Source organism: Formosimonas limnophila, from assembly GCF_014652675.1.
Classification (GTDB): Bacteria; Pseudomonadota; Gammaproteobacteria; order Burkholderiales; family Burkholderiaceae; genus Hydromonas; species Hydromonas limnophila.
Window position 1 is genome coordinate 1 of sequence record NZ_BMZG01000003.1, and the last position, 22,692, is coordinate 22,692.

Below are 22,692 nucleotides of genomic sequence, written 5' to 3' on the forward strand. Positions count from 1 at the left end.
ACAACTTGTTCCGACCGCATTCAGCACTGGGCGGCATACCGCCAGCATTGTTTGCAAAAGCTTTTTTAACACAATATGCCGCTTGAAGTTTCTAACTTAAACTGAATACACTTGCGGGAGGACGTCAGCCAAAACAATAACTCAGATCAGGAAGAAAAACGAGGGTATCGCTCAGTAAAGAATCATTTTTAAAAAACTTGTCTACAGCTCTTAGTGATGCGCGGCGAAAAATATTCGATTCTTTAACAAGCCACGGTTTTTTAGAGCAGCATCAATAGAAAATCAAGTCGTCACAGTCTATAATGCAAATTCTGCAACTATTCTTAAGCAGAAAATCTGATTGCCTTATATAATTTTTCAGCCCTAATAACGGATGATTTTTATGAAAATAGCTGTGATTATCCCCGCATACAACGAGTCCGTGACGATTCAAGCTGTTTTGCAAGAGTTTTATGACGAACTACCGATGGCCCAACTAGTGGTCATCAACAATAACTCTTCTGATGATACTGCAGAATTGGCTTGCAAAAAAATAGCCGAACTTAATGCTGCAGGGCAAGTAATTACTGAAATTAGACAAGGTAAGGCAATGGCTGTCAGGCGTGCTTTTAAAGAAATTGAGGCAGATGTATATGTGATGGTTGATGCAGACTGTACATATCCAGCACGCCATGTCCATGCATTAATTTCGCCAATTATCAATGGCACGGCAGACATGGTAGTCGGCGATCGTCACTCTGAGGGGCACTACGCTAAAGAGAATAAGCGCTCCTTTCATGGTTTTGGTAATAATCTAGTTAAATTGTTGGTTAATAGATTATTTAATTCGAAACTTAACGATATTATGAGCGGTTATCGTGCTTTTAGTCGGGAGTTTGTTAAAAACTACCCAATTATGGTAGATGGTTTTCAGATTGAAACTGAAGTGACGTTACATGCATTGGATAAGCGTTTTGCAATTTCTGAGGTGAATATTGACTACAAAGATAGACCTGAAGGTAGCTTTTCTAAATTAAATACTTTTTCTGATGGTTTCCGTGTGCTCGCAACAATTTTTCAAATTTTCCGGCATTATAAACCCTTTGTATTCTTTAGTTTTTTATCTTTTCTTTTTGTTGTGGCGAGTTTAATGGCTTCTATTCCTGTGTTTGAAGATTGGCTGAAGTATCAGCATATTTATCATGTGCCATTGGCCATTTTATCTGCAGGTTTGGGTATAGTAGCAATGCTATTGGTAGGTGTTGGTTTGATATTAGATGCAATTAGTCACCACCAAAAGTTTGATTTTGAGCATAAGCTTATCAATGATTAAGTGGCTGTGGAATTCTCAATTTGCTATGTTTGCCTGTGTGGGTGCCGTTGGTTTTGTGGTTGACTACGTCGTCTTTTATTCGCTCTCTCTTTATGTTTCATATGTTCATGTAGTGCGGATTGTGGCATTTGGTGTGGCTTGTTTAGTGACGTGGTGGCTAAATGCCCGATTTACGTTTAAACAAAACAATACGTCAGTTAAAATTGTTACCTTACCTACGTATTTTCTAGCACAGTCTTTGGGCATGTTGATTAACTTTTCGACATTTTCAACACTTTTGTTTCTTATAAAAGTAAATGAGACGTCTATTTTTATTTCATTTATTGTCGGTTCACTTGTTGCAATGCTCTTTAATTTTTTCTTTGCCAAACATATTGCGTTTAAAAAAGTGATTAAAAATGACCACTTATTTTGAGCTTGTTAGCTTTTGACTCTTTCGAACACTACAAATTTACTTTAATCAAACTAACTGTAAATAACGCGGTTAAATCTTACACCTAAGGCCATCAACAAATTGGATTGCCATGATAATCAACATAATCAATACAACTATTTTTATCAGTATCAATCTCATTTTTTTGACTATTTTTTTATTTAGCTGTTATGGGTTGGGAATAATCATTTCAAAAAGAAGTTCTGTTTTATTTGGATTTGATGATATTTTTGCTCGTTGCTTAACAATTTCGTTAGGGATGGGTATTTTTATTGTGATTTGTCAATTATTAAGCATTTTGGGGTTGTTCAATGTACATTATCTTTTGCTGGTGATTTTTTTTGGATTGCTTATATGTGTCTTTTCATCGAAAGATAAGGCGAGTCATTTGTTAGCATCAATTGCAAAGCTCCTTCGTCAATTAAAAAGAGATGGTTTAATATTGAGCATTATCGTTTTGATGTTCGTACTATTGTTTATTAGCAGCCAATTCCCACCTTATAGATGGGATGAGGTCATGTACCACTTACCACATGCTAAAGAGTGGGCAAAGACTGGCTCGCTCACTATTAACCCTTGGATACGCTACCCGTATTTTCCATATAATTTTAACTTATTGTACGCGGCCAGCCTTGTTTTTGACAATGATATTCTGCCTCATCTCATTCATGCAAGTGCAGCAGGATTAACTATTATCGGCATTTATCGCTTAGGTTTTGCTTTCTTTGATAAATACACCGCACTTTTAGCAACTCTAATTTTTATATTTTCACTTAATAGACTTTACGCGAATGCTTATGTTGAGCTTGGCTTAACTATGTTCATTTTTTTTGGCTTTGTTTCTGTCTATTTTGGTTATCGGAAAAACCATATCATACTTATGTATATTGGTGCTTTTTTAATCGGTATTGCAGTAGGAATAAAATATCAAGCCGTGATTTATTTGCCGCTTCTAGCATTTCTATTTTTTGCATCCAAACTTTACACTAGACCTAAGCAGTTGATTTTTTGTGTACTTTTGTTTTCATTGCCTTGCGCTTATTGGTATGTACGCAACTACATTTTGGCAGGCAATCCTATTGAACCCTTAGCAGGATCCATTTTTGGTTATCACTCTTGGAACGCTACAGACATGGAAAATCAAATGGCTGACATTAGAAAGGTTACTGGATGGCCTAATGTTGCTTTGTGGCCAGCGTTGTTATTTTTAGTATTCTGCTCTAAACCGTTACAGGTTCCCATTAAAGCCATGAGTATATTTTGCATTTATGCCTGTGTAAGCTGGTATTTTACGTCACACTATGCTCGATATTTGATCCCAGCATTCCCTTTTTTGAGTATATTCTCAGCAAACTCCATATACAGTTTGTTGAAAAACAGCCGTCAACGCTTGAATATCAGGTACCAATTATGGTTAGATAACAAAGCAGAAAAAATAAAACAACTGACATCAGTTGTTATTTTATTGATGACATTGTTGTATTGTGGTCATCTTTTAAAAAACATACCTGGAACACAACAAGCACGTGATAGTTTTTTAAAAAATCGTATACATTCATATGAGATAGGTCTTTTCTTAAAAAAGCATCCTGAATATAGGTCAGTACAAATAGGTTTAGAGTCAGATGTGTATTATTTGCCACGGGGTACACTCGGAGAAGTATTTGGTCCATATCGCTACCAAGATTTTTTAAAACTCAGTACTCCAGAGCTTTCTAATAAAATAAAAGCATTACATGCAAACTCATTAATTTTATCGAACAAAAGAAACAGCCAATCAATTACTTCTCGATCTGATTTTAAAGATTATTTTAAGTTACTTTTAGATACGGGAGATGCTCAGCTGTATTTAGTTAAATGATGTCGACGTCCTCATGCAAGTAGAACGAACTTAGATAATGTGTATTAATCGTACATTGGCTCTTGGGGGGCAGGGGCGGCCTACCAGCTGAAAATGTAATATGAGTCAAACACATACCCTAATCATAGGCGCAGGCGCAGCAGGCATGATGGCTGCTGCTGTTGCTGGGCAGCGCGGCGCGTCAGTTTTGTTGATTGACCATTCATCTAAAATCGGTGAAAAAATCCGCATTTCGGGCGGTGGGCGCTGTAATTTCACGAATGTCGCGCTCGATGGTGGTGATGCGTCGAAGTATTTTATTTCACAGAATCCGCGTTTTGTGCGGCCTGCGTTGGCGCATTACACGGCCAAAGACTTCGTGCAGTTATTAAAAATGCATCGGGTGACGTTTCACGAGAAGCACAAAGGACAGTTGTTTTGCGATGATTCGGCTAATGATGTGATTGACGTGCTGCGTGCCGAGTGTGCGGCGGGCAAGGTTGAGTGGCGTACAAATTGCGCGGTGAAAAACATTCGATTGCTTAATGAAGACAGCGGCGCGCGCTTTGAGGTGGACACATCGACGGCGGGTGTGTGGCGTTGTCAGAACCTTATCATCGCGACGGGCGGTTTGAGCGTTCCTGCGATTGGCGCGACGGGTTTTGGCTATGAAGTGGCTAGGCAGTTTGGGCATACGGTGACTGAATTATCGCCGGGGTTGGTGCCTTTGACGTTTGGAAACTGGGCGCAGGACGGCTGGAATGCTTTGGCTGGCGTGGCGTTGCCTGTGCGCGTGAGTGCGGGCGAGGGCAAAAAAGCCATGGCGTTTGATGAGGATTTTCTGATTAGCCACAAGGGTTTGACAGGGCCTGCGATTTTGCAGATTTCTAATTACTGGCAGCAAGGCGAGTCGATTCGTGTGAATTTGTGTCCCGACGTGGATTTAGAAAAAGCTTTACGCCAAGGCAAAGTGGGCAGTCGCATGCAGCTCGATACTGCACTGACGCAGCTCGCCCCAAATTTACCCAAGCGATTGCTTCAGCACAGCTTCGAGCAAGCAGCGTTCGCGCCGTATGCAAAGCACAAGTGGGCGGATGTCTCGGATAAAGTGTTGCGTGAATTGGCCGCGAGTTTAAATGCATGGACACTCAAACCGAGCGGCACAGAAGGTTATAAAAAAGCAGAAGTGACGCGCGGTGGCGTCGCAGTCAAAGAAATCAATAATCAAACTATGGAATCGCGCTTACAAAAAGGTTTGTATTTCATCGGTGAAGTCATGGATGTGACGGGCTGGCTGGGTGGATATAATTTTCAGTGGGCGTGGGCGTCAGGTATGGCAGCGGGGATGGCGGTATCTGATAAACTTTAGCGTTGATTTGTACCATAGTCCTGTAAAATTTGAATCCGCAGCAGCTAAAATTGCTGCTTAAACTGTCCGTTGAAATGAGGGCTGATCAGAGGCTTGAGAGCATGTTACTCGGTAGTTGCAGCAGCAGAACAAGGAAGAGCAGCATGCCAATTTTGATGGCTAAACTGGGGGATTTTCATGGGTTTCTCCAAGGGTTAAGGGGATTGTGTGGTTTTGGTAGATGATGGATGTGTGCGGTGCATGTGGGCGTGTGAAGTGTTGGTGAAGCGTGGGGCTTTAAATCTGCTAAAAACGAACGGGCGTGTGGGTAATAGTCTGGTAATGGTTGTTTTAATCATGGCGCATCTGCCCATCCTTTGGTAAAATGCCCGTCTATATGAACCGCAGGAGACAGATGTGCGCATAACATTTTTAGACTTTGAGCAATCCATTGCGGATTTAGAAGGAAAAATTGAAGAGCTGCGCTTGGTGCAGAGCGACTCAGCCGTCGATATCTCTGAAGAAATCAGCAGATTAAAGAAAAAAAGCGACGAGTTGACCAAAGATATCTATAGTAAACTCTCGTCATGGCAAGTTTCTCAAGTCGCGCGTCACCCGCAGCGACCTTATACACAAGATTACGTGAACGAAATTTTCACCGATTTTCATGAGTTGCATGGTGACCGCTCGTATGCGGACGACTTGTCGATTGTCGGTGGCTTGGCGCGTTTTGATGGGCAAGCATGTATGGTGATTGGTCACCAAAAAGGCCGTGATACCAAAGAGCGTTCACTGCGTAACTTTGGTATGCCGCGTCCTGAGGGCTATCGTAAGGCACTGCGATTGATGAAAGTGGCGGAGAAGTTCAAGTTGCCTGTGTTTACTTTTGTCGATACGCCCGGTGCATATCCTGGGATTGGTGCTGAGGAGCGTGGTCAGTCTGAAGCGATTGGTCGCAATTTATTTGAAATGGCTAAGCTCAATGTGCCGATTATCACCACCATCATTGGTGAAGGCGGTTCTGGCGGTGCTTTGGCGATTGCGGTGGCGGACTGCGTGATGATGTTGCAATACTCAACCTACTCTGTGATTTCGCCCGAAGGTTGTGCCTCGATTTTGTGGAAAAGCGCGGACAAAGCCTCTGAAGCCGCTGAGGCTTTGGGTTTGACTGCGCCGCGCATCAAGCAGCTCGGCTTGATTGATAAAATCGTCAGTGAACCGATTGGTGGCGCACACCGCGATCCGAAACACATGGCGCAAATGCTCAAACGCTCGTTGGCCGACGCATTGATTGAAGCACAAAGCGTGTCGATTAAAGAGTTGCTCGAATTACGCATGAACCGACTCATGGATTATGGCAAATACGCTGAAAAATAATGTCGTTGAAGCAACAGACAAACGCGGTGACTGCGATGGCAGCACCGCGTTTTTACTGCGTGCTGTGGCTGATGTGATGCCTAATGGCGTTCTGGCGGTGGCGGTCAGTGGTGGTTTGGACTCAATGAGTCTTTTGCATGCCGTCGCCTGTGTGGCGCGTGAACGGAACGTTGGTGTGATGGCTTTTCATGTTCATCATGGTTTGCAAAGTGTGGCGGATGAATGGGTGGTTTTGGTGCGAGATACTTGTGCGCAGTTGGGGATTTCGTTCGACTTCCGTTATTTAAACCCGCGAGAGCGGGCTTCGGCACAAAGTATTGAGGATTGGGCGCGGCGAGGGCGTTATGAGGCATTGGCCGAGATGGCTAAAGTGCATGGCGTGTCGCAGGTTTGGTTGGCGCAGCACGAAGATGACCAAATCGAAACGTATCTCTTGCAAAAAGCGCGTGGTGCGGGGGTGCGTGGTTTGTCTGCGATGCCTGCATACTTTGAAAAACACGGGGTGTTGTGGCGACGACCTTGGCTGAACGTGACACGTGCTTGCATCTCGACTTATGCCAGTGAGGCAGGATTCGTCTATGCTCATGACCCATCAAATGACGATGTGCGTTTTGCACGCAATGCCTTACGTGCGACTTTGCGAGATATGCCCCTCACAGATGAGCAACGATTAAGTATTTTAAATGAGATTGCCCATGCCCAAGCGCAGCATGCGCATGAATCAGACTGGGCAATGGTGGTTCTAAAGAGTCAAGCTGTACCACATCGAGCGGAGATTGGCGAGCTGTCTCGTATGCGTGCATTCGATTCGTTGCGATACACGCCTGAACAAATCGCACTGCTGCTGCGCCAATGGTTTGCACAGTTGGGCTTGTCTATGCCCAGTAAAGCGTCTTTGAGCGAGCTAATCAAACAACTCACCAATACGAGAGAAGACGTCCAGATGTGCTGGCGGCATCCAGAGGATGTGGGCTTTGCCAAGTTTCAAGGCCATTGGTTGGCTGCACGGTTGTTGCCAGAAGGGCAATGGTTTTTGACGGACGAATTGGCGCAATGGGTTCAAGCGAACGGCTATGAGTTGCGTACCCGAATTGGCGGTGAGCGTGCACGGTTAAGCCTGAGCCGACCGCATAAGTCATTGAAAGACTTGTATCTCATGAGTGGTGTTGCACCGATGTTGCGGACTCAATTGCCGCTGATTTATGATGGTGAGCGACTGGTGCATGTGGTGGGGGTTGGCGATGTGAGATAAAAAATCCCGCTTAAAAAGCGGGATTTTTTATGTGAACCTCAGACAGCTTGTAAATCAATAACCGCTGCGTGAACGCTGTGGACGGCTGTTGCCACCGTTACCGCCATTGCTGGTGCGTTGCTGACCATCGTGGCTGCGTGGACGTTGGCTGCTTGGGCTGCCATCGGTTTTGCGACCATAAAAGCCGCGCTCTGCAGTTGCTGCGCCATTGTGGCTTTCGCGGCGTTGTGGGCGTTCGTTTTTAGCCCATGCAGGTGCAGCAGCATCCGCGCGGCGTGTTTGACCTGGGAAGCCATCGCGCACCGGACGTGATTCATTGGTGCGTTCGCTGTGGCTGCGTGGATTGCCGATGCCACTGCGACTGCCGGTATTGCCACCGCCATTGCCGTAGCTGCGTTGTTCGCCACGATAGCCGCCACTTGCATTGGATGGGCCGTAGCCGCGGCTTGAGCCGTTGCGATTGCCACCACGTGGCTTACTGGCGCGAGCGTAGTCTTCGGGTTTGTTTTGTGGTTCTAAACCTTCGATGACTTTCGGGATGAATTTTTGTTTGGTGTAAAACTCGACTTCACGCAAACGGCGACCATCAGAGAACTGAGCAAAGGTAATCGCTGTACCATTGCGACCCGCACGACCTGTACGACCAATGCGATGCACGTAGTCCTCGGCTTTCATTGGTAAACCGAAGTTGAATACGTGGGTGATCGTCGGAACGTCAATCCCACGAGCCGCAACGTCAGTGGCCACGAGAATTTTGGTGCGACCTTTGCGCAGGGCATCCAAACGGCGGTTACGCACGTTTTGTGGCATACCACCGTGCAGTGCTGCGGCGAGATAGCCTTGTTTTTCAAGCTCAGCGGCCAGACGTTCTGCATCGATTTGCGTGTTGGAAAAAATCACCGCTTGGTCGAGCGATTCGTCTTTGAGCCAGTGCGCGAGCAATTGGTTTTGGTGATGCGAGTTGTCAACCCAGTGCAGATGCTGGGTGATGTTGGTGTGTTTTTCGGTTGCGCTGTCGATGGTAACGCGCTGAGGATTGCTCATGAGGTCAGCTGCCAAGCGTGTTTCACGTGGGGTGAATGTGGCTGAGAACATGAGGGTTTGTTCGCGGTTGCTGCATTTGCCAGCGATGGCTTGAATTTCTTCTGAAAAACCAAAGTCAAGCATGCGATCCGCTTCATCGAGTGTGAGTAATTCAACTTGTGACAAATCAATCGCGCCTGATTGCGCTAAATCGAGCAAACGACCTGGGGTGGCGACGATGAGTTGTGCGCCATTGATGTTTTTGCGTTGAACGTAGTATGATGCGCCGCCCGTGACCGTGGCAATACGCACACCTTTAGCGCCTTTAACGAGGTTGATGGCATCGTTGGCGACTTGTTGGGCGAGTTCACGTGTGGGGCACAGAACGAGTGTCCAAGGTGCGGTCGGTGATTGCTTGATTTGCTCGGCTTTCTTTTGGAAAACGAGTTCGAGCATTGGTAGGAGGAATGCTGCAGTTTTGCCGCTGCCTGTTTGACTACTGACAATCCAGTCGCCGCCTTCGAGTGCTTTTGGCACGAGTGCTGCTTGGACTGGCGTGGCGTCAGAAAACCCGAGTTGTTCGAGCGCGACTAATAATTGGGGGTTCAACCCCATTTTAACGAATGATGTGGTCATGATGTACCTAATGGTGGATGAGCGGTTGGCTCATCGTTTAAAAAAGACAACGCGGGTTTAAAAACCTACGTGGTCATCGAGACCATCAAGCAATTGTAATGACAACACATTAAAGCGATGAAATATGACTGGCTGCATGTATCGAGCCAGTGGGAAGAAAAAAATCATTTGAAAGGGGCTGATGTTGCTTGCGCCCTGAAAAGAGTCAACGACTGATTTCTAATTATTGTTGATGGCAGACCGCGATTATAACTGGGTTTTGTCATAAATGCCCGATTTATTTCTGTGAATCAACGTAAACCGTACATAAATTGTTGTGCAATGCGGCTTTTTAACCACGGCTGTGCATTAATGACCGAAAAAGCCAAGCTGCGGACGTGTGACAAACCAAAGTCAACGGTGAAGCCCCTTGCCATGCCATCGGTGATGGCGGTGGTGAGACGGCGGTCATGTTGTCGATGGTGACTCAGACTGATTAAAGCCTGTGCGGTACTGCTGGCATTGTTAAGTCGATGGTTTAATTCGTACGCATCACGCAGCCCGAGATTGAACCCTTGCCCCGCAACGGGGTGTAGCGTTTGTGCTGCATTGCCGATGCTGCATTGATAAGGGCTGTTGTGGTGGTTTTGGCGCAAACCGAGTGCGAACGCATGGCGAGATTCTGCGTGAATGATTGACCCCGTGAGATGAGCGATTTGCTGATTGATTTGAGTGAGAAATGCCGCTTCGTCAAGGGATTGAGTATGCCGCGCTTCTTGGGTGGGTAAACACCACACCAAATTGAAGTGAAGTCCGTCGGCACTGGTGGGCAATAAAGCACAAGGGCCATTCGGTGTGAAACGTTCCCACGCCCATGCGGGTTTTGGCTTGGCCAGTTGGACATTGCTGACGATGGCGGATTGTCGATAATCACGGACGCGATGTGTTGCGTTTGGCTCAAACAAACCGCCTTCGGCGTGAACGGCATACGGCGCGTTGATGCTGTGAGTCAGTTGAGAAGCGTCAGAAAGCTGCAACTGAATGTGCTCGTTGACCTGAGTGCAGGCAAGCACCTGAATGGGGCGAACCATCTGAATCTGCGGGTGCTGAGCAACCAGTGCATTGAGCTGCGCCAACAAATCTGCATAGCGCACCACAACCCCGAGCTGCGGTACTTGTTCGATATGGCGGTGTAGTTGAGTATGCCCCCAAGCGCCTTGCTCGCTAATGTGGATGTGGTGAATTGGGGCGTGTGTGAGTCGTGATAAAGGCAATCCAAGCGACTCCAACAGAGCAACGCTGCCCTGTGATAGTGCCAAGCTGCGTTTGTCGGTGTGTGTTGGCGGGTATGGTTGTTTGTCCAAGACCAAAACAGGTGCATTGGCACGTGCACGCATGATTGCAAACGCTAAGCCAACGGGACCTGCGCCAATGATGACGGGGATGTTTTCGGTGAGCGACATGTCAACCTTTCATGAGATGCTCAATGTCTGCGACGGTGACAGGCACATCTCGAGTGGTGAGCTCGCACCCGCTGTCGGTGACTATCGCGTCGTCTTCAATGCGGATGCCAATATTCCAGTATTGTTCAGGAATGTGTTTGGCAGGGCGTATGTAAAGCCCTGGTTCAATCGTCAAGACCATACCTGATTGTAGTGTGCGCCAAATCGGTTGTTGGCTTTCGGTTTGCCCCTCGCTGTAAGCGCCCACATCATGAACGTCCAAGCCAATCCAGTGGCTGGTTCGGTGCATGTAAAACTCGCGGTAGGCGCCACTTGCAATGACGTCTTCACGTGTGCCGACCTGCTGTTTATCGAGCAGTTTCAAATCGAGCATGCCGTCAACCAATACCTCAAGTGCCGCATCGTGTGGTGCCATGAAGTTGGCACCAGCACGAGTGGCGGCGATGGCCGCATTCTGTGCGGTCAATACCACTTCGTACACAGCTTTTTGTGCAGTCGAAAAACGACCTTTCACAGGAAAGGTTCGTGTGATGTCTCCTGCATAAAAACCGTATTCTGCACCAGCGTCAATCAGGCACAGGTCGCCATCGTTCAATACCGAATGACCCGCACGATAGTGCAGCACACAGGCATTTGCACCTGCAGCGACAATGCTGCTGTAAGCGGCATGTTGTGCTCCGTCTTTGGCAAAACTGTAGAGGATTTCAGCTTCTAAATCTGTTTCACGTAAACCTGCACGGCAGGCTTGCATGGCACGCACATGGCCTTGAGCAGAAATGCGGCCTGCTGCGTGTAGCCATGCTGTTTCAGTGGCGTCTTTAACCAAGCGTGCCTCATGAATCAGTGCATCGATGTCGTGCCATTGCGTTGGTGCTGTTGCGCCACTTCGTGTAGCTGCCCGTGATTGATTTAAGGCTTGCGTAATGATGGCATCTAATGGTGTGTTTTGTGCTAGTGGGGCGAAGATGCGGGTTTGATGATTGAGTAAGGTTGGCAGGATTTGATTGAGCTGATCGATGGCATGACACGCATCCATGGCGAATACTTTTTGAGCCGCTTCAGGACCATAGCGATAACCATCCCATATTTCTCGTTCAATGTTTTTTTCACGGCAAAATAAAATACTTTGCGTTTTACTTGCTGTGACAGACAGAACCAATACAGCCTCAGGCTCACAAAAACCTGTCAAATAATAAAACGAACTCGCAGGGCGAAAATCGTGGTGTGCATCACCATTGCGCAGCGTCTCAGCTGCGGTTGGAATAATTGCCACACCGCCACCCGCTGCACTGATTTTCTTAATTAATTCATCGCGACGGTTTATAAATGGCTGAGGGTTGAATGCTTGTAGGTGTAAGGGCGTTGTGTGCATGGTTGGCTATTTCTGAGATGTGTTTAGGTTCGACATTGCAGCTCGTTTTGTACTTTTTTCGGCAGGGATAGGCAGACCAAATTGTAAGATGCCCTCAGCCAATCTTTGACCATATCATCTGATACCGTATCATCAAGGGTGATGGTGTTCCAATGTTTTTTGTTCATATGGTAGCCAGGTGTTACGGTTGTGTATTGTGCGCGTAGGTCAATTGCGAGATTGGGTTCACATTTTAGGTTCATTGATAAAGGTTCGCCTTGCCATGCCAATAAACCAAACATTTTTCCCGCTACTTTGTAAACGAGCACTTCTGGACCAAATGGCATATCCTCAATCGCTGCTGGCATGGAAAGAAAAAATGCACGCCAATCTTCGATGCCCATAGTGTTATTTTTTGTCATCACTGCGCTCCTCATCGTCAAGTATGGTGCGTCCTTGTTTATCGAGTTTGTCAAACTGATCAGAGTTGACAGCCCACCACAAACCGTAAATCACAAAAAATATCAGAATCACGCTCAATGGAATGAGCAAAAATAAAATATCCATGCGATGTTTAATCCAAAAATTTAATTGGTCGCAGCACGCGCAACGCATTGCCCACCACAATCAGTGAGCTAACTGCCATGCCAATACTTGCAGCGAGTGGTGTCACATTGTTTGTGACCGCAAGCGGTATGGCAATCGCGTTGTATAAAACGGCCCATGCGAGATTTTGCCACATCAGGCGGCGCGTGCGTTGAGTAATAACATGCATGGCGTAGACGTCGTTTAAATTACCTGATTGGACGATGAAGTCGGCCTGCATTTGTGTGAGGCTACTGCCATGTCCCATGGCGATGGCGATGTCGGCTTGTTGCAGTACGGGAGCGTCGTTGATGCCGTCCCCTGTCATGGCGACGATGTGGCCTTGCTTTTGAAGATTTTTGATGCGGACAAGCTTGTCAAGTGGCGTACTGTTGGCGTAGATGACTTCAATTCCAATGCTTTTTGCGAAAGGCTGCACCACGTCGCTTTTATCGCCGCTGATGAGAATGACGTCATTGCTTTTTTGTAGTGCTTGTATCAATGGTTTGGCGTGCAAACGTGTTTGATCAGATAAAATAAACCATGCAATCGGTGCGCCGTCATCAAGGGCGAGTAGTGCGACACTGCGTCCACTCGCTTGTGGAATGTCAGACACATCTGCACTGGCAAACTGCGGTTTTCCCAGTCGATAACGATGCCCATTAATCGTACCCGTAACACCTTGTCCCACATGCAGCACCATTTCCGAGACGTCATCGACTCGTTCGGGGATTTGCTTGGCTTGCAGTGCTTTACGCAGTGCAAGAGCTATGGGGTGCCTTGATGCGTTCTCTAATGTGGCTGCGATTTGAAGTGCTTCGTCATCACTCCAATCGTCTTGTGTGGCGGCCTCTGTGAGCACGATGCGTTCTAAGGTTTGGACATCCTCGGTCAGAGTGCCGGTTTTATCAAAAGCATAGGTGGTGACTTTGGATAGCTTTTCTAAAGCCTCTGGCTTGATGGCCAGTACATGATGTCGGGCTAATGCACTGGCTGCCGCAGTCATGACCGTCGGGATGGCCAATGCCAAAGCGCAAGGGCAGGTGATGATGAGTATTGAGATGACAACGGGTAGTACACGTGAGGCATCGACCAAATACCAATATTCGGCAGCAATTACACACACAGCGACCAGTCCGTATAAAAAGTAGCGTGATACTTGCTCTGCGACTTGCATTAGCTCAGGCTTGTGCATCGCTGATTGCTGAGCCAGTCTCTCTATAGCGTCCAATTCGCTCGCGCCACGTTCTGCTGTCACCCGTGCATAGACGCCCTGTTCGACATTGGTTGAGCCTGCCAACAGCGTGTCGCCCTCGGATTTATTGATGGGGGCGGATTCACCTGTCAACAATGCTTGTGAGCAGGCTGTGCGACCCTCAATTACCACTGAGTCTGCAGGCACGGTTTCGCCACTGGCGATGAACACCACATCACCGACGTAAAGTTCATGTGCGGGTATGAGTGCGACGCTTTTGTCCTGTGGGTAGTTACGGATTTTTTCGGCGAATCGCTGAGTGTGCGTGAGTACTTCGGTTAAGTAGGCTGAGGCTTTTGTGAGTGCTTTGAGTTGAATGTAGCGCGATAGTAACAACAGCGTGACAAACATGGTGATGGAGTCAAAGTAGACGTGCCCCGACTGTGTTAATGTCGCATAAACGCTGGCGATGAATGCGGCTATCAGCGCAAAAGACACCGGGGTGTCCATGCCCAGTCGCTTTAAGCGAAGCTCCGCCCATGCTCCTTTAAATATCGGTGTGGCGCAGAAAAACATGACGGGCAGGGTCATCACGAGATTCGCCCATTTGAGTAAACTGATGATTTGCCCATCCATTTCGTGTTCGCTGTTGGTATAAAACGGGTACATGTACATCATGCTTTGCATCAACATGAGTAGAGCGACCAGCAGGCGAAGCAGTTCACGCTTAATTTGTTTTTTTTCTGATTCTGAAGTCTGTGACTGTTGTTCTGGGTAAGCGTGATAACCGAGTTTTTCGATGCGCTCAATCAAAGATTGCGCGGATGTTCTGCTCGGATCAATTTGGATGAAAGCACGGCGCAGCGTATAGTTCGCGGAAATGCTGTGAATGCCATCAACGGTTTTTAAGTCCTGCTCAATCAAATCCGTACAGGCCACGCAGGCGACACCTGCCAAGCGCAAACGGATGTCCAGCAAACGGTTTTCAGAAAGAGTTTGGCTCATGGGTACTTATTCGTTGTTGTTGACGAGGAAATTGGATAAGCGCACAAAATCTGCTACGGACAACTCTTCGGCACGAGCGGTTGGCTTAATATCGCAAGCTTCTAACTGGACCAAACTGACAACGCCTGATAACGTGTTGCGCAGCATTTTTCGCCGTTGTGAGAAAGCTTGAGCCACCAATTTTGATAAATGGGCTTCGTCTGTTGCTTGTAGTTGAGACACAGGTCGTGGGTACATGCGCACCACAGCTGATGTGACTTTGGGTGCTGGAATAAATGCATGTGGCGGCACGTCGAATAAATGCTCCATCTCGTATCGGTATTGCAGCATGACTGATAGGCGTCCATAGGCTTTTTCAGAAGGGGCAGCCACCATGCGCTCAATGACTTCTTTTTGCAGCATAAAGACTTGCACATCGATGTTGGGTGTGAAATCAGCCAAATGAAAAAGCAGTGGGCTGGAAATGTTGTAGGGTAAATTGCCAACGACTTTGCGTGGTTTTTTTTCGGGGTCAACGCTAAGGAAGTCAAATTTCAAAGCGTCTTGGCTGTGGATGGTGAGCTGTGTGTTTGAAAATTGGTTTTGCAAACGTGTGACTAAGTCTCTATCCAGCTCCACCGCGTGCATGTGGCTGATGCGTTCGAGCAGCGGCTCAGTTAATGCTGCCAAACCTGGACCGATTTCAATCAAACAATCACCATCGCGCGGATCAATCGCGTTGACGATGTTGGCGATGACGCCGCCGTCTTGTAAAAAGTTTTGACCGAAACGCTTGCGCGCGATGTGTTGACTCATAAAGGCTTTCGTTCAAGAAACACGAGCTAAAGCGGTGTTTCTCTAAAAGTTTGTTTGAATAGTAATGCGTAAAATATGATGCTTACCCAAGCAATGGCTCGTTAGCGAGTTTTTCAAAAATTGGGCGACTTGTTTTTACATCTTTGTAGAGTTTTTCTGGCTAATCATCATGTCGTGTGCGGCTTGGATGGCCGCAAACATGCTGCCTGCATCAGCAACATATTGACCTGCCAAATCCAGTGCTGTTCCGTGATCGACTGATGTGCGAATAATGGGCAAGCCCAAAGTAATATTGATGCCATGACCGAAGCTTGCGTACTTGAGCACGGGCAAGCCTTGGTCATGATACATTGCTAAAACTGCATCGGCATCATTCAAATAGCGTGGTTGAAACAGGGTGTCGGCAGGATATGGTCCTCTTACATCATAGCCGGCTTGGACAAACGATGCCAATACAGGCACTATCACATCAATTTCCTCACGTCCCATGTGCCCACCTTCCCCCGCATGAGGGTTCAGCCCTGTGACCAACAATCTTGGTTTCGCAATACCAAATTTATGAGTCAGGTCTTTTAATATAACCTCGATGGTGGTGCGCAGAGAGCCTGCCGTGATGGCGGCGGGCACCTCGGCCAATGGTAAATGTGTGGTTGCCAGTGCCACACGCAAACCGCCACCTGCCAGCATCATGACGACTTGTTTTGTATTGGTTTGTGCGGCCAGATATTCGGTGTGTCCCATGAATTTTTCGTGCACATTGGGGGATTCATTAATGATGCTTTTTTGCACAGGCGCTGTCACCATCGCGGCATAGTCACCTCTTTGAATGCCAGCGATGGCTTCATCGAGTAGCTGCAGTACATACGGGGCATTTGCAACGTTGAGCACACCAGCTTGCACGGGTTGGTGCAGTGGCACATGGCACACACGAAATGTAGGGGCATCTAAAGGCGAGGAAGAAGGGGCAGGATTCTCTGTGAAGAACATGGTGAGCCCCATGTCAGCGGCTGTCTGGCGCAACACTGAAATATCAGAGATGAACAACAAAGGCGCGTCATCTGTATGGCCTGCCTGATGCCATTGAAGTGCTGCTCGTAAGGATACTTCTACCCCGATTCCTGCTGGCTCACCTGTAGTGATGGCGATATGAGGGGGGGCGGATATTTTGTTGTGTGTCATGCGGCTATTTTACCATCAAGCGGGTTCCTCAGCGAAAGCCATCATGGTTTTGAGATAAAAAAACCGCCATACACAAATGGCGGTTTGATGGGCATATGTCTGTTGAGACTTGTGATACGTCGTTTGTTCGTTATTTGATGACAATCGATGATTTGTTGCGTTCAAGCGTCTCTTTAATCCAAGCATCTTGCGCGCTATCAATTTTGCTTTGTTTGATGAGTTCACGAACGTATTTGCGGCGAGCAATGGCGTCAACTGGTTTGTCTTTGCGCTCGGTCACGTTGAATAGATACAGGCCGTTACTGGTTTTTACAACGTTGCCAGCGCTACCCAAAGTTTGAGTTTGCAATGCCTTGAGAATCGCAGGGTTCATGCTCTCATCTGTTAAAAAAGTCTCATAAGGCTTTTCGCTGCCTTTTCGCTCGGTCATAGCTGCTGCAACAGTGGCAAAGTCTTCGCCTTTGTTCAAACGGGCTTTAGCGGCATTGATTTTTGCTTGAGATTTTGGACCAACACCGTCAATGTATAAGTGACTGGCCACAGCGACGGGCTGGGTCTCTGGTGCGCCTTCGAGCATTTTGTCGATTTCGGCTTCACTAACTTGGATTTTGTTGTCGACTTCGCGTTCGAGCAGACGGGCAACAGTCATTTCGTATCTCATGTCTCGTACGAAGCCATCCCAGCCTTTTTGACCATCGATGCTGATAATGCGGGCTTTAAATGCCTCTGTGTTTTGAGCACCATTGCTTTTTGCGACGGCTTCAATTTGCTTGTCTAAGTCGTTTTGGCTCAAGGTGATACCCGTGATTTTTGCTTGATTCATTAAGACGCGGTCTTGTAACACTTCGTTGAGTGCTGCTGCTTGAAATTCTGCTGCTGTTGGCTTTTTGCTGTTTTTTAATTCGGCAGGTGCTTTGGGGTCTGCTTTGACTTGTTTTGCTTCCAAGTCCCAGATGCGGGCGTTAAGAGCTGCTTTGTCGCTAACTTCACGCTGTGTGACGGGTTCACCCGAAACGACGGCAACCACCTTGTCAACGGCCACTTGCGCGAAAGCGAAAGTTGGTGTGATTAATGCAACCAGTAAAAGACGTTTTAACAATTGGCTCATGTTTTGATTCCTTTAATTTAAATGTAGGTGGTTCACCCGTCTAACGTACTCTAAACCATTAATACGCAGGTGCTGATTTCGTTGACCGATTTCGAGCATGAGCACCGACTGTAAAAACATTTTGTGCAGTCATTATGGACTATCGGTCATTCTGCCTGGGCTGCGTTGTGCTTGGTTCGTCTATAAATCGGGCGGGCTGGTAGCCTGTGATGTTTTCATTTAGCAAATCAGTTGGGTTGTTGCCCAATCCCGCAAAACCTTTTAATTCAAGCTGCATGTAGTATGAATTGTTGTAGCGACCATTACCATTCACAGAGCGTTTCACAACAGCGCTCCATACCCAGCAGTCTTTGGCGTATTCCCAGCCAACGATTGCATCAGACAGCTTATGCGCTTGTAAATCATAATTGACTTTCGCGACACCGTAGAGATTCGGCGAAATCCATTTGACAGGCCATTGGGCTGATGCGTACACCGTGTGTGTTGGCACATCAGTGATCTGGTTGCGTCTATAGCCGGCGTTGATGACCTTACGCGCTTCAGGTTGCCAGCGAATGGCTGCGTCAGTGCGCACCAATCGATTGCTGTCAAAGTTATACTGGCCAGAGGCATCCATCCAAATGTTTTTAGCCATTTTGCCAGATGTGGAGACGAGCAGGTCTGATTGTCGTTGCGTATTGATTTGACCGTTGGGTAAAGTGACGCGTTGATCTGTGAAGTAATGGCGCTGTGCCACGGTGGCTTGAAACAACTCCTCACCCGTTGAGTCAGACAACACGCGGCTTGTGATGCCGCTGGTTAATTGATTGGCCTCGGAGATACGGTCACGGCCTGTGAAAATATTTTCACCATAAATACGTGACATGTCAAAATCGGCCAAAGCAGAATCAAAGTTCCAAATTTGACTTTGATCTTTGTATGGGACACGCAAATAATACAGACGCGGTTCTAAGGTTTGTATGGCGGATTGTCCCAACCACTTCAAACCCTCGCGTTCAAAAATTAAGCCAGAATCAAGGCTGATGATGGGTAGGACACGACTTGCTGTTTTATCGTAACTGTTTGTTGGTACATAGCTTAAGTCGTATTTGGTGGCATATATCCCGACTTTGGGCGTGATGAACCAACCTGCTCGACGCATCTCGTAGCGTAAACTTGGGTAGACCACATGTCGCCACCCTTGTGCGCGCGAGACTTGGTCACGGTGTGTGAAGCGAGTGCTTTCAGCATCCAATGAGGCAACCAACGAGCCCCAACGCTCAGAGCCTGTTAAGGACAGCTGAGGCTTGAAGTCGTAAGGGGTGTCAACGCTGTTGCTCGCGTTTTGTAGTACCTGATTGGTCTTGTAACGCACTTTAGCCTGCCAACGGCCTAAGTTGTATTGCAACGCGTACTCACTGCTTAAAACCCGTTCAAACGAGTCCAGTCCGCGGGTGTCAAAGTCGTCAATATAGTCGTTGTCGGACGCTTTTTGTGCATCAATGCTGGCTATCCACCATCCTTTGCCGAGCTGTCCTGTGCTGACGTGTGTTGCGCGCCAGTAGTAGCGATCCTCACCATTGTACTTTTTGTCATCCAATACATAATTGCCGTATAGCGAACCTGCGCCGTATTTCTTGGCTTGATAGCGATATTCTGCACCCAGTTTTGCGCCACGGTCGGTCATGACACCCGGGTAAACGGTTAAGTCATAATTGGGCGCGAGGTTGAAATAATAAGGGACAGTTAAATCAGCACCTGTGCTGGTGCTCACGCCTAAGCTGGGTACTAAGAAACCAGAGCGGCGCGCATTACCCAGAGGAAATTGAATGTAGGGCGTTGCCAGAATCGGTACTTTTTTGAACATCAAAACAGATGAAGCGCCTTCGCCAATGTCTTTGTCCTGATCAATCAACATGGCCTTGCTTTTGAGATACCAGTCTGGATTGTTACCCACACAGGTGGTGTAGTAGGCTTCGCGCATGAGAGCGCGTCTGCTGGACAAGACATCCAGTGATTCTGCTGTGCCGCGACCATTGGTCGAGGCGATGTTGTATTGAGCGGGAGAGGCGCGTCCTGTCTCGGTTGAAAGGTTAAAGTTGATTTTATCGCCTTTGACCAAATCCCCATTTTTGTTGCGAAGGACTGCATTGCCTGTGGAAGTGACGTCCTCCGATGAGTAGACGTACTCGATTTGGTCACCCTGCAAACGCATTTCGTCGCGTACGACGCAAGACTTACCTCTGAGCGTGATGATGTCGTTCATCACGCCACGCAGTGTGTCTGATTGTGCGACGGTGGTGCCGATGGTTTGTTTTCTCAACTCGGCCGCATCCATATCTGAACAGTAAGGCAGGTTGTTTGCTTGCTCATTGGGGAATTGAATCTTTGATGTGGCTTTATCCTGAGAGGTAGATTGGCTTGCGGCTGATGTGGTTGTTTGTGAAGATGTTTTGGGATCTTGCTTGGCTGTGTCAATGCTCACCTGTGCATAAGCATCCATTGCGCCTACCACACCAAATAACAACACGAGCGCGCGCCGAACGCCGCGAACGAGTGGTTTGAGTGGGAATGTAAAAGAATGAGTGTCAGTCATGTAGCCATTGATTTTGAGCCATCATATCCTTGATATTCCAGTGATATGGCGGTTTTATTCGGGTAAAATGCCAGCTTTGCCATGTTTGGCTGTACTCTGTGCATACAATTCGTGGCATTGTACCTGATTCTGTTGTGTGGGTTATCACAAACCTTGTGTGAAACGCTGACTCTCTTATTTGTTAAATTGACCTTAAAACCCTATTAAAACCATGAGCCAAAATTCTTTACCCAATGACGATCGTGTCACCCTCATGCGTGACTGGTTACGCACTTTGCCTGCTGACTTGGCGATTGAGCATGACAGCTTATCTGTCGCGTCTGCTGATGCGAGCTTTCGCCGATATTTCCGTGTGCAAACGGTTCATGAGCCACTGATTGTGATGGACGCTCCGCCGTCGCATGAGGACTGCAAGCCTTTTATCCATGTCGCTCAGTTGTTTGGGCAGGCGGGTGTGAGTGTGCCGCGCATTCTCGCACAGGATTTACATTTGGGGTTTTTGTTGCTCTCTGATTTGGGCAATACAACGTATTTGTCTGCGTTGCAAAGTGACCCAGATTCTGCCAAGTCGTTGTATCAGGACGCCCTGTCCGCGTTGATCAAAATCCAAAAAAACAGTACGCCGAATGATTTGCCTGTCTACGACCGTGAGCGCTTGCTCAACGAAATGCTGTTGTTTCCCCAATGGTATCTCGGTGTGCATCACCAATACACGTTGAGCGACGCGCAAACAGCGCAACTCACGCAGGTATTTAATGTGCTGCTGGACAATAGTTTGGCACAAACCCAAGTTTGGGTGCATCGAGATTACCACTGTCGCAATCTGATGGTGGTCGCGCAGGGCAACCCTGGGATTCTGGACTTTCAGGACGCGGTGTATGGCCCGATGACTTATGATTTGGTGTCTTTGTTGCGTGATGCTTATATTGAGTGGGATGAGGCGCAGCAAATTGACTGGTTGGCTCGTTACTGGGAGGCGGCGCGTTCGGCTGGGTTGAGTGTGCCAAAAGAATTCGATGTCTTTTATCGGGATTTTGAGTTTATGGGGTTGCAGCGTCACCTCAAAGTCTTGGGGATTTTTGCTCGTCTGTATCACCGTGACGGCAAATCAGGTTATCTCAAAGATCTGCCCTTGGTGCTCAAATACACCCGTCAAGTCGCGGCACGTTACCGAGAATTTGGCCACTTACTCAAATTGCTTGATGAGGTGGCTGCACAAAATGGCAGCGAAACCACTCAAGTCGGTTACACGTTTTAAGTAAATGCGGAAAAAGTAAAAACCTACTTTTCCGTGCTTAAGTTTAGAAATTTTTTCAGGGAAACTCTGAAAAATTTTGTAACAAAATCAATGAAATGGGCGAAATGGGGTTTTTAGGAAATACAAATTTTTTGTTGGGTTTTCTAAATTTAGACTTGTTCCGCACTTCCTTAATCTTTTAGAGGTTCACTATGTTACAAGTCGCCATGATATTTGCCGCAGGACGCGGTGAGCGCATGCGCCCACTCACAGACACCACCCCTAAGCCTTTGCTTCAAGTGGCGGGTAAGTCATTAATCGTTTGGCAAATTGAAGCGATTGCTCGTGCAGGTATTAAGCACATTGTCATTAATCACGCTTGGTTGGGCGCCAATATTGAGCGCGAGTTGGGTGATGGCGCGGCACTCGGTGTGACGTTACATTACTCTGCGGAAGGGAAGGCTCTCGAGACGGCGGGTGGTATTGTTAAGGCTTTGCCATTGTTGCAGCCTCACAGTGAATCGCCTATTTTTTTGGCAGTCAGTGGCGATATTTACACTGATTACAATTACGCAGGTTTGCACGCGAAAGCGTCAGAAATGGCACGCGCTGAGTCGCCGCAGATGCATTTGGTGATGGTGGACAATCCTAATTTTCACCCGAATGGTGATTTTGTGCTCTCCGAAGGACGGTTGTCCCCACAACACTCATCGGGTCAATCACTCACCTTTGGTAACATTGGCTTGTATGACATGCGTCAATTTGCCCATTTGCCGTTGGGCGAAAAAATTCCCATGAGCCCTTATTACCGCCATTCGATAGAGCATGGTTTGGCTTCGGGCGAGTATTTCACAGGTGTATGGGAGAACGTCGGTACACCTGAGCAGCTGAGTGAGTTGAATGAGCGATTGGCAAAATACGCTTGAAATCAAACAAAACACCACCGTTTGATGTGTTGCGCAAACATTGCACACAAAAGCACTGTAGAATGGGGCTGTC

General features: G+C 47.4%; 18 protein-coding genes. 8 read left to right on the forward strand and 10 right to left on the reverse strand.

What is annotated here, in order from left to right; all coding sequences use genetic code 11:
* Window positions 1-382 precede the first annotated feature (382 nt).
* From IE082_RS02860 to tilS, 6 genes are all read left to right on the forward strand, one after another.
* On the forward strand, window positions 383-1,312 hold the full coding sequence (locus IE082_RS02860) for a glycosyltransferase (RefSeq protein WP_229809684.1): 930 nt from the start codon (window positions 383-385) through the stop codon (window positions 1,310-1,312).
* Window positions 1,305-1,727 carry a GtrA family protein gene (locus tag IE082_RS02865; protein WP_189491260.1) on the forward strand — a complete coding sequence of 141 codons (423 nt, stop codon included), beginning with the start codon at window positions 1,305-1,307 and terminating at the stop codon, window positions 1,725-1,727. The genes IE082_RS02860 and IE082_RS02865 overlap by 8 nt, the downstream gene beginning before the upstream one ends.
* A 109-nt stretch (window positions 1,728-1,836) precedes the next feature.
* Window positions 1,837-3,606 carry an ArnT family glycosyltransferase gene (locus tag IE082_RS02870; RefSeq protein WP_189491263.1) on the forward strand — a complete coding sequence of 590 codons (1,770 nt, stop codon included), beginning with the start codon at window positions 1,837-1,839 and terminating at the stop codon, window positions 3,604-3,606.
* A gap of 100 nt (window positions 3,607-3,706) precedes the next feature.
* On the forward strand, window positions 3,707-4,954 hold the full coding sequence (locus IE082_RS02875) for a BaiN/RdsA family NAD(P)/FAD-dependent oxidoreductase (protein ID WP_189491266.1): 1,248 nt from the start codon (window positions 3,707-3,709) through the stop codon (window positions 4,952-4,954).
* Window positions 4,955-5,350: 396 nt separating this feature from the next.
* Window positions 5,351-6,310 (forward strand): acetyl-CoA carboxylase carboxyltransferase subunit alpha, encoded by a 960-nt coding sequence (locus IE082_RS02880; protein WP_189491269.1) that lies wholly within the window; start codon window positions 5,351-5,353, stop codon window positions 6,308-6,310.
* Window positions 6,288-7,562, forward strand: a complete 1,275-nt coding sequence (gene tilS, locus IE082_RS02885) for a tRNA lysidine(34) synthetase TilS (RefSeq protein ID WP_189491271.1) — start codon at window positions 6,288-6,290, stop codon at window positions 7,560-7,562. The genes IE082_RS02880 and tilS overlap by 23 nt, the downstream gene beginning before the upstream one ends.
* 54 nt (window positions 7,563-7,616) lie before the next feature.
* Here tilS and IE082_RS02890 read toward each other — a convergent pair whose 3' ends face one another.
* The 10 genes from IE082_RS02890 to IE082_RS02935 all read right to left on the reverse strand — a co-directional run bounded on the left by IE082_RS02890 (window position 7,617) and on the right by IE082_RS02935 (window position 20,456).
* A complete protein-coding gene (locus tag IE082_RS02890; protein WP_189491273.1) occupies window positions 7,617-9,221 on the reverse strand; it encodes a DEAD/DEAH box helicase in 1,605 nt (534 codons plus the stop codon).
* 290 nt (window positions 9,222-9,511) lie between these two features.
* Window positions 9,512-10,663 carry an FAD-dependent monooxygenase gene (locus tag IE082_RS02895; RefSeq protein ID WP_189491274.1) on the reverse strand — a complete coding sequence of 384 codons (1,152 nt, stop codon included), beginning with the start codon at window positions 10,661-10,663 and terminating at the stop codon, window positions 9,512-9,514.
* A 1-nt stretch (window position 10,664) separates the two neighbouring features.
* Complete coding sequence (locus IE082_RS02900) at window positions 10,665-12,035, reverse strand: aminopeptidase P N-terminal domain-containing protein (RefSeq protein WP_189491276.1); 1,371 nt, start codon at window positions 12,033-12,035, stop codon at window positions 10,665-10,667.
* Window positions 12,036-12,058: 23 nt separating this feature from the next.
* Window positions 12,059-12,436 (reverse strand): MmcQ/YjbR family DNA-binding protein, encoded by a 378-nt coding sequence (locus tag IE082_RS02905; RefSeq protein WP_229809685.1) that lies wholly within the window; start codon window positions 12,434-12,436, stop codon window positions 12,059-12,061.
* A complete protein-coding gene (gene ccoS, locus IE082_RS02910; RefSeq protein WP_189491278.1) occupies window positions 12,423-12,581 on the reverse strand; it encodes a cbb3-type cytochrome oxidase assembly protein CcoS in 159 nt (52 codons plus the stop codon). The genes IE082_RS02905 and ccoS overlap by 14 nt, the downstream gene beginning before the upstream one ends.
* 7 nt (window positions 12,582-12,588) lie before the next feature.
* The gene (locus IE082_RS02915; RefSeq protein WP_189491280.1) at window positions 12,589-14,799 is read right to left on the reverse strand and encodes a heavy metal translocating P-type ATPase; all 2,211 of its coding nucleotides are present in this window, start codon (window positions 14,797-14,799) and stop codon (window positions 12,589-12,591) included.
* Window positions 14,800-14,805: 6 nt separating this feature from the next.
* The gene (rsmA, locus tag IE082_RS02920) at window positions 14,806-15,594 is read right to left on the reverse strand and encodes a 16S rRNA (adenine(1518)-N(6)/adenine(1519)-N(6))-dimethyltransferase RsmA (RefSeq protein WP_189491284.1); all 789 of its coding nucleotides are present in this window, start codon (window positions 15,592-15,594) and stop codon (window positions 14,806-14,808) included.
* Between the two features lie 135 nt (window positions 15,595-15,729).
* Window positions 15,730-16,773: a 4-hydroxythreonine-4-phosphate dehydrogenase PdxA gene (pdxA, locus tag IE082_RS02925; RefSeq protein ID WP_189491287.1), complete on the reverse strand. Its 1,044-nt coding sequence runs from the start codon at window positions 16,771-16,773 to the stop codon at window positions 15,730-15,732.
* Window positions 16,774-16,903: 130 nt separating this feature from the next.
* Window positions 16,904-17,881 carry a peptidyl-prolyl cis-trans isomerase gene (locus IE082_RS02930; protein ID WP_189491290.1) on the reverse strand — a complete coding sequence of 326 codons (978 nt, stop codon included), beginning with the start codon at window positions 17,879-17,881 and terminating at the stop codon, window positions 16,904-16,906.
* A 139-nt stretch (window positions 17,882-18,020) separates the two neighbouring features.
* Window positions 18,021-20,456 (reverse strand): LPS-assembly protein LptD, encoded by a 2,436-nt coding sequence (locus IE082_RS02935; RefSeq protein ID WP_189491293.1) that lies wholly within the window; start codon window positions 20,454-20,456, stop codon window positions 18,021-18,023.
* Between the two features lie 211 nt (window positions 20,457-20,667).
* Here IE082_RS02935 and IE082_RS02940 point away from each other — a divergent pair, with 211 nt between their 5' ends.
* Together IE082_RS02940 and murU are read left to right on the forward strand one after the other, a co-directional pair.
* Window positions 20,668-21,714, forward strand: coding sequence for an aminoglycoside phosphotransferase family protein (locus tag IE082_RS02940; RefSeq protein ID WP_189491296.1), 1,047 nt, complete (start codon window positions 20,668-20,670; stop codon window positions 21,712-21,714).
* A gap of 191 nt (window positions 21,715-21,905) precedes the next feature.
* Complete coding sequence (murU, locus tag IE082_RS02945; protein WP_189491299.1) at window positions 21,906-22,619, forward strand: N-acetylmuramate alpha-1-phosphate uridylyltransferase MurU; 714 nt, start codon at window positions 21,906-21,908, stop codon at window positions 22,617-22,619.
* Window positions 22,620-22,692 lie beyond the last annotated feature (73 nt).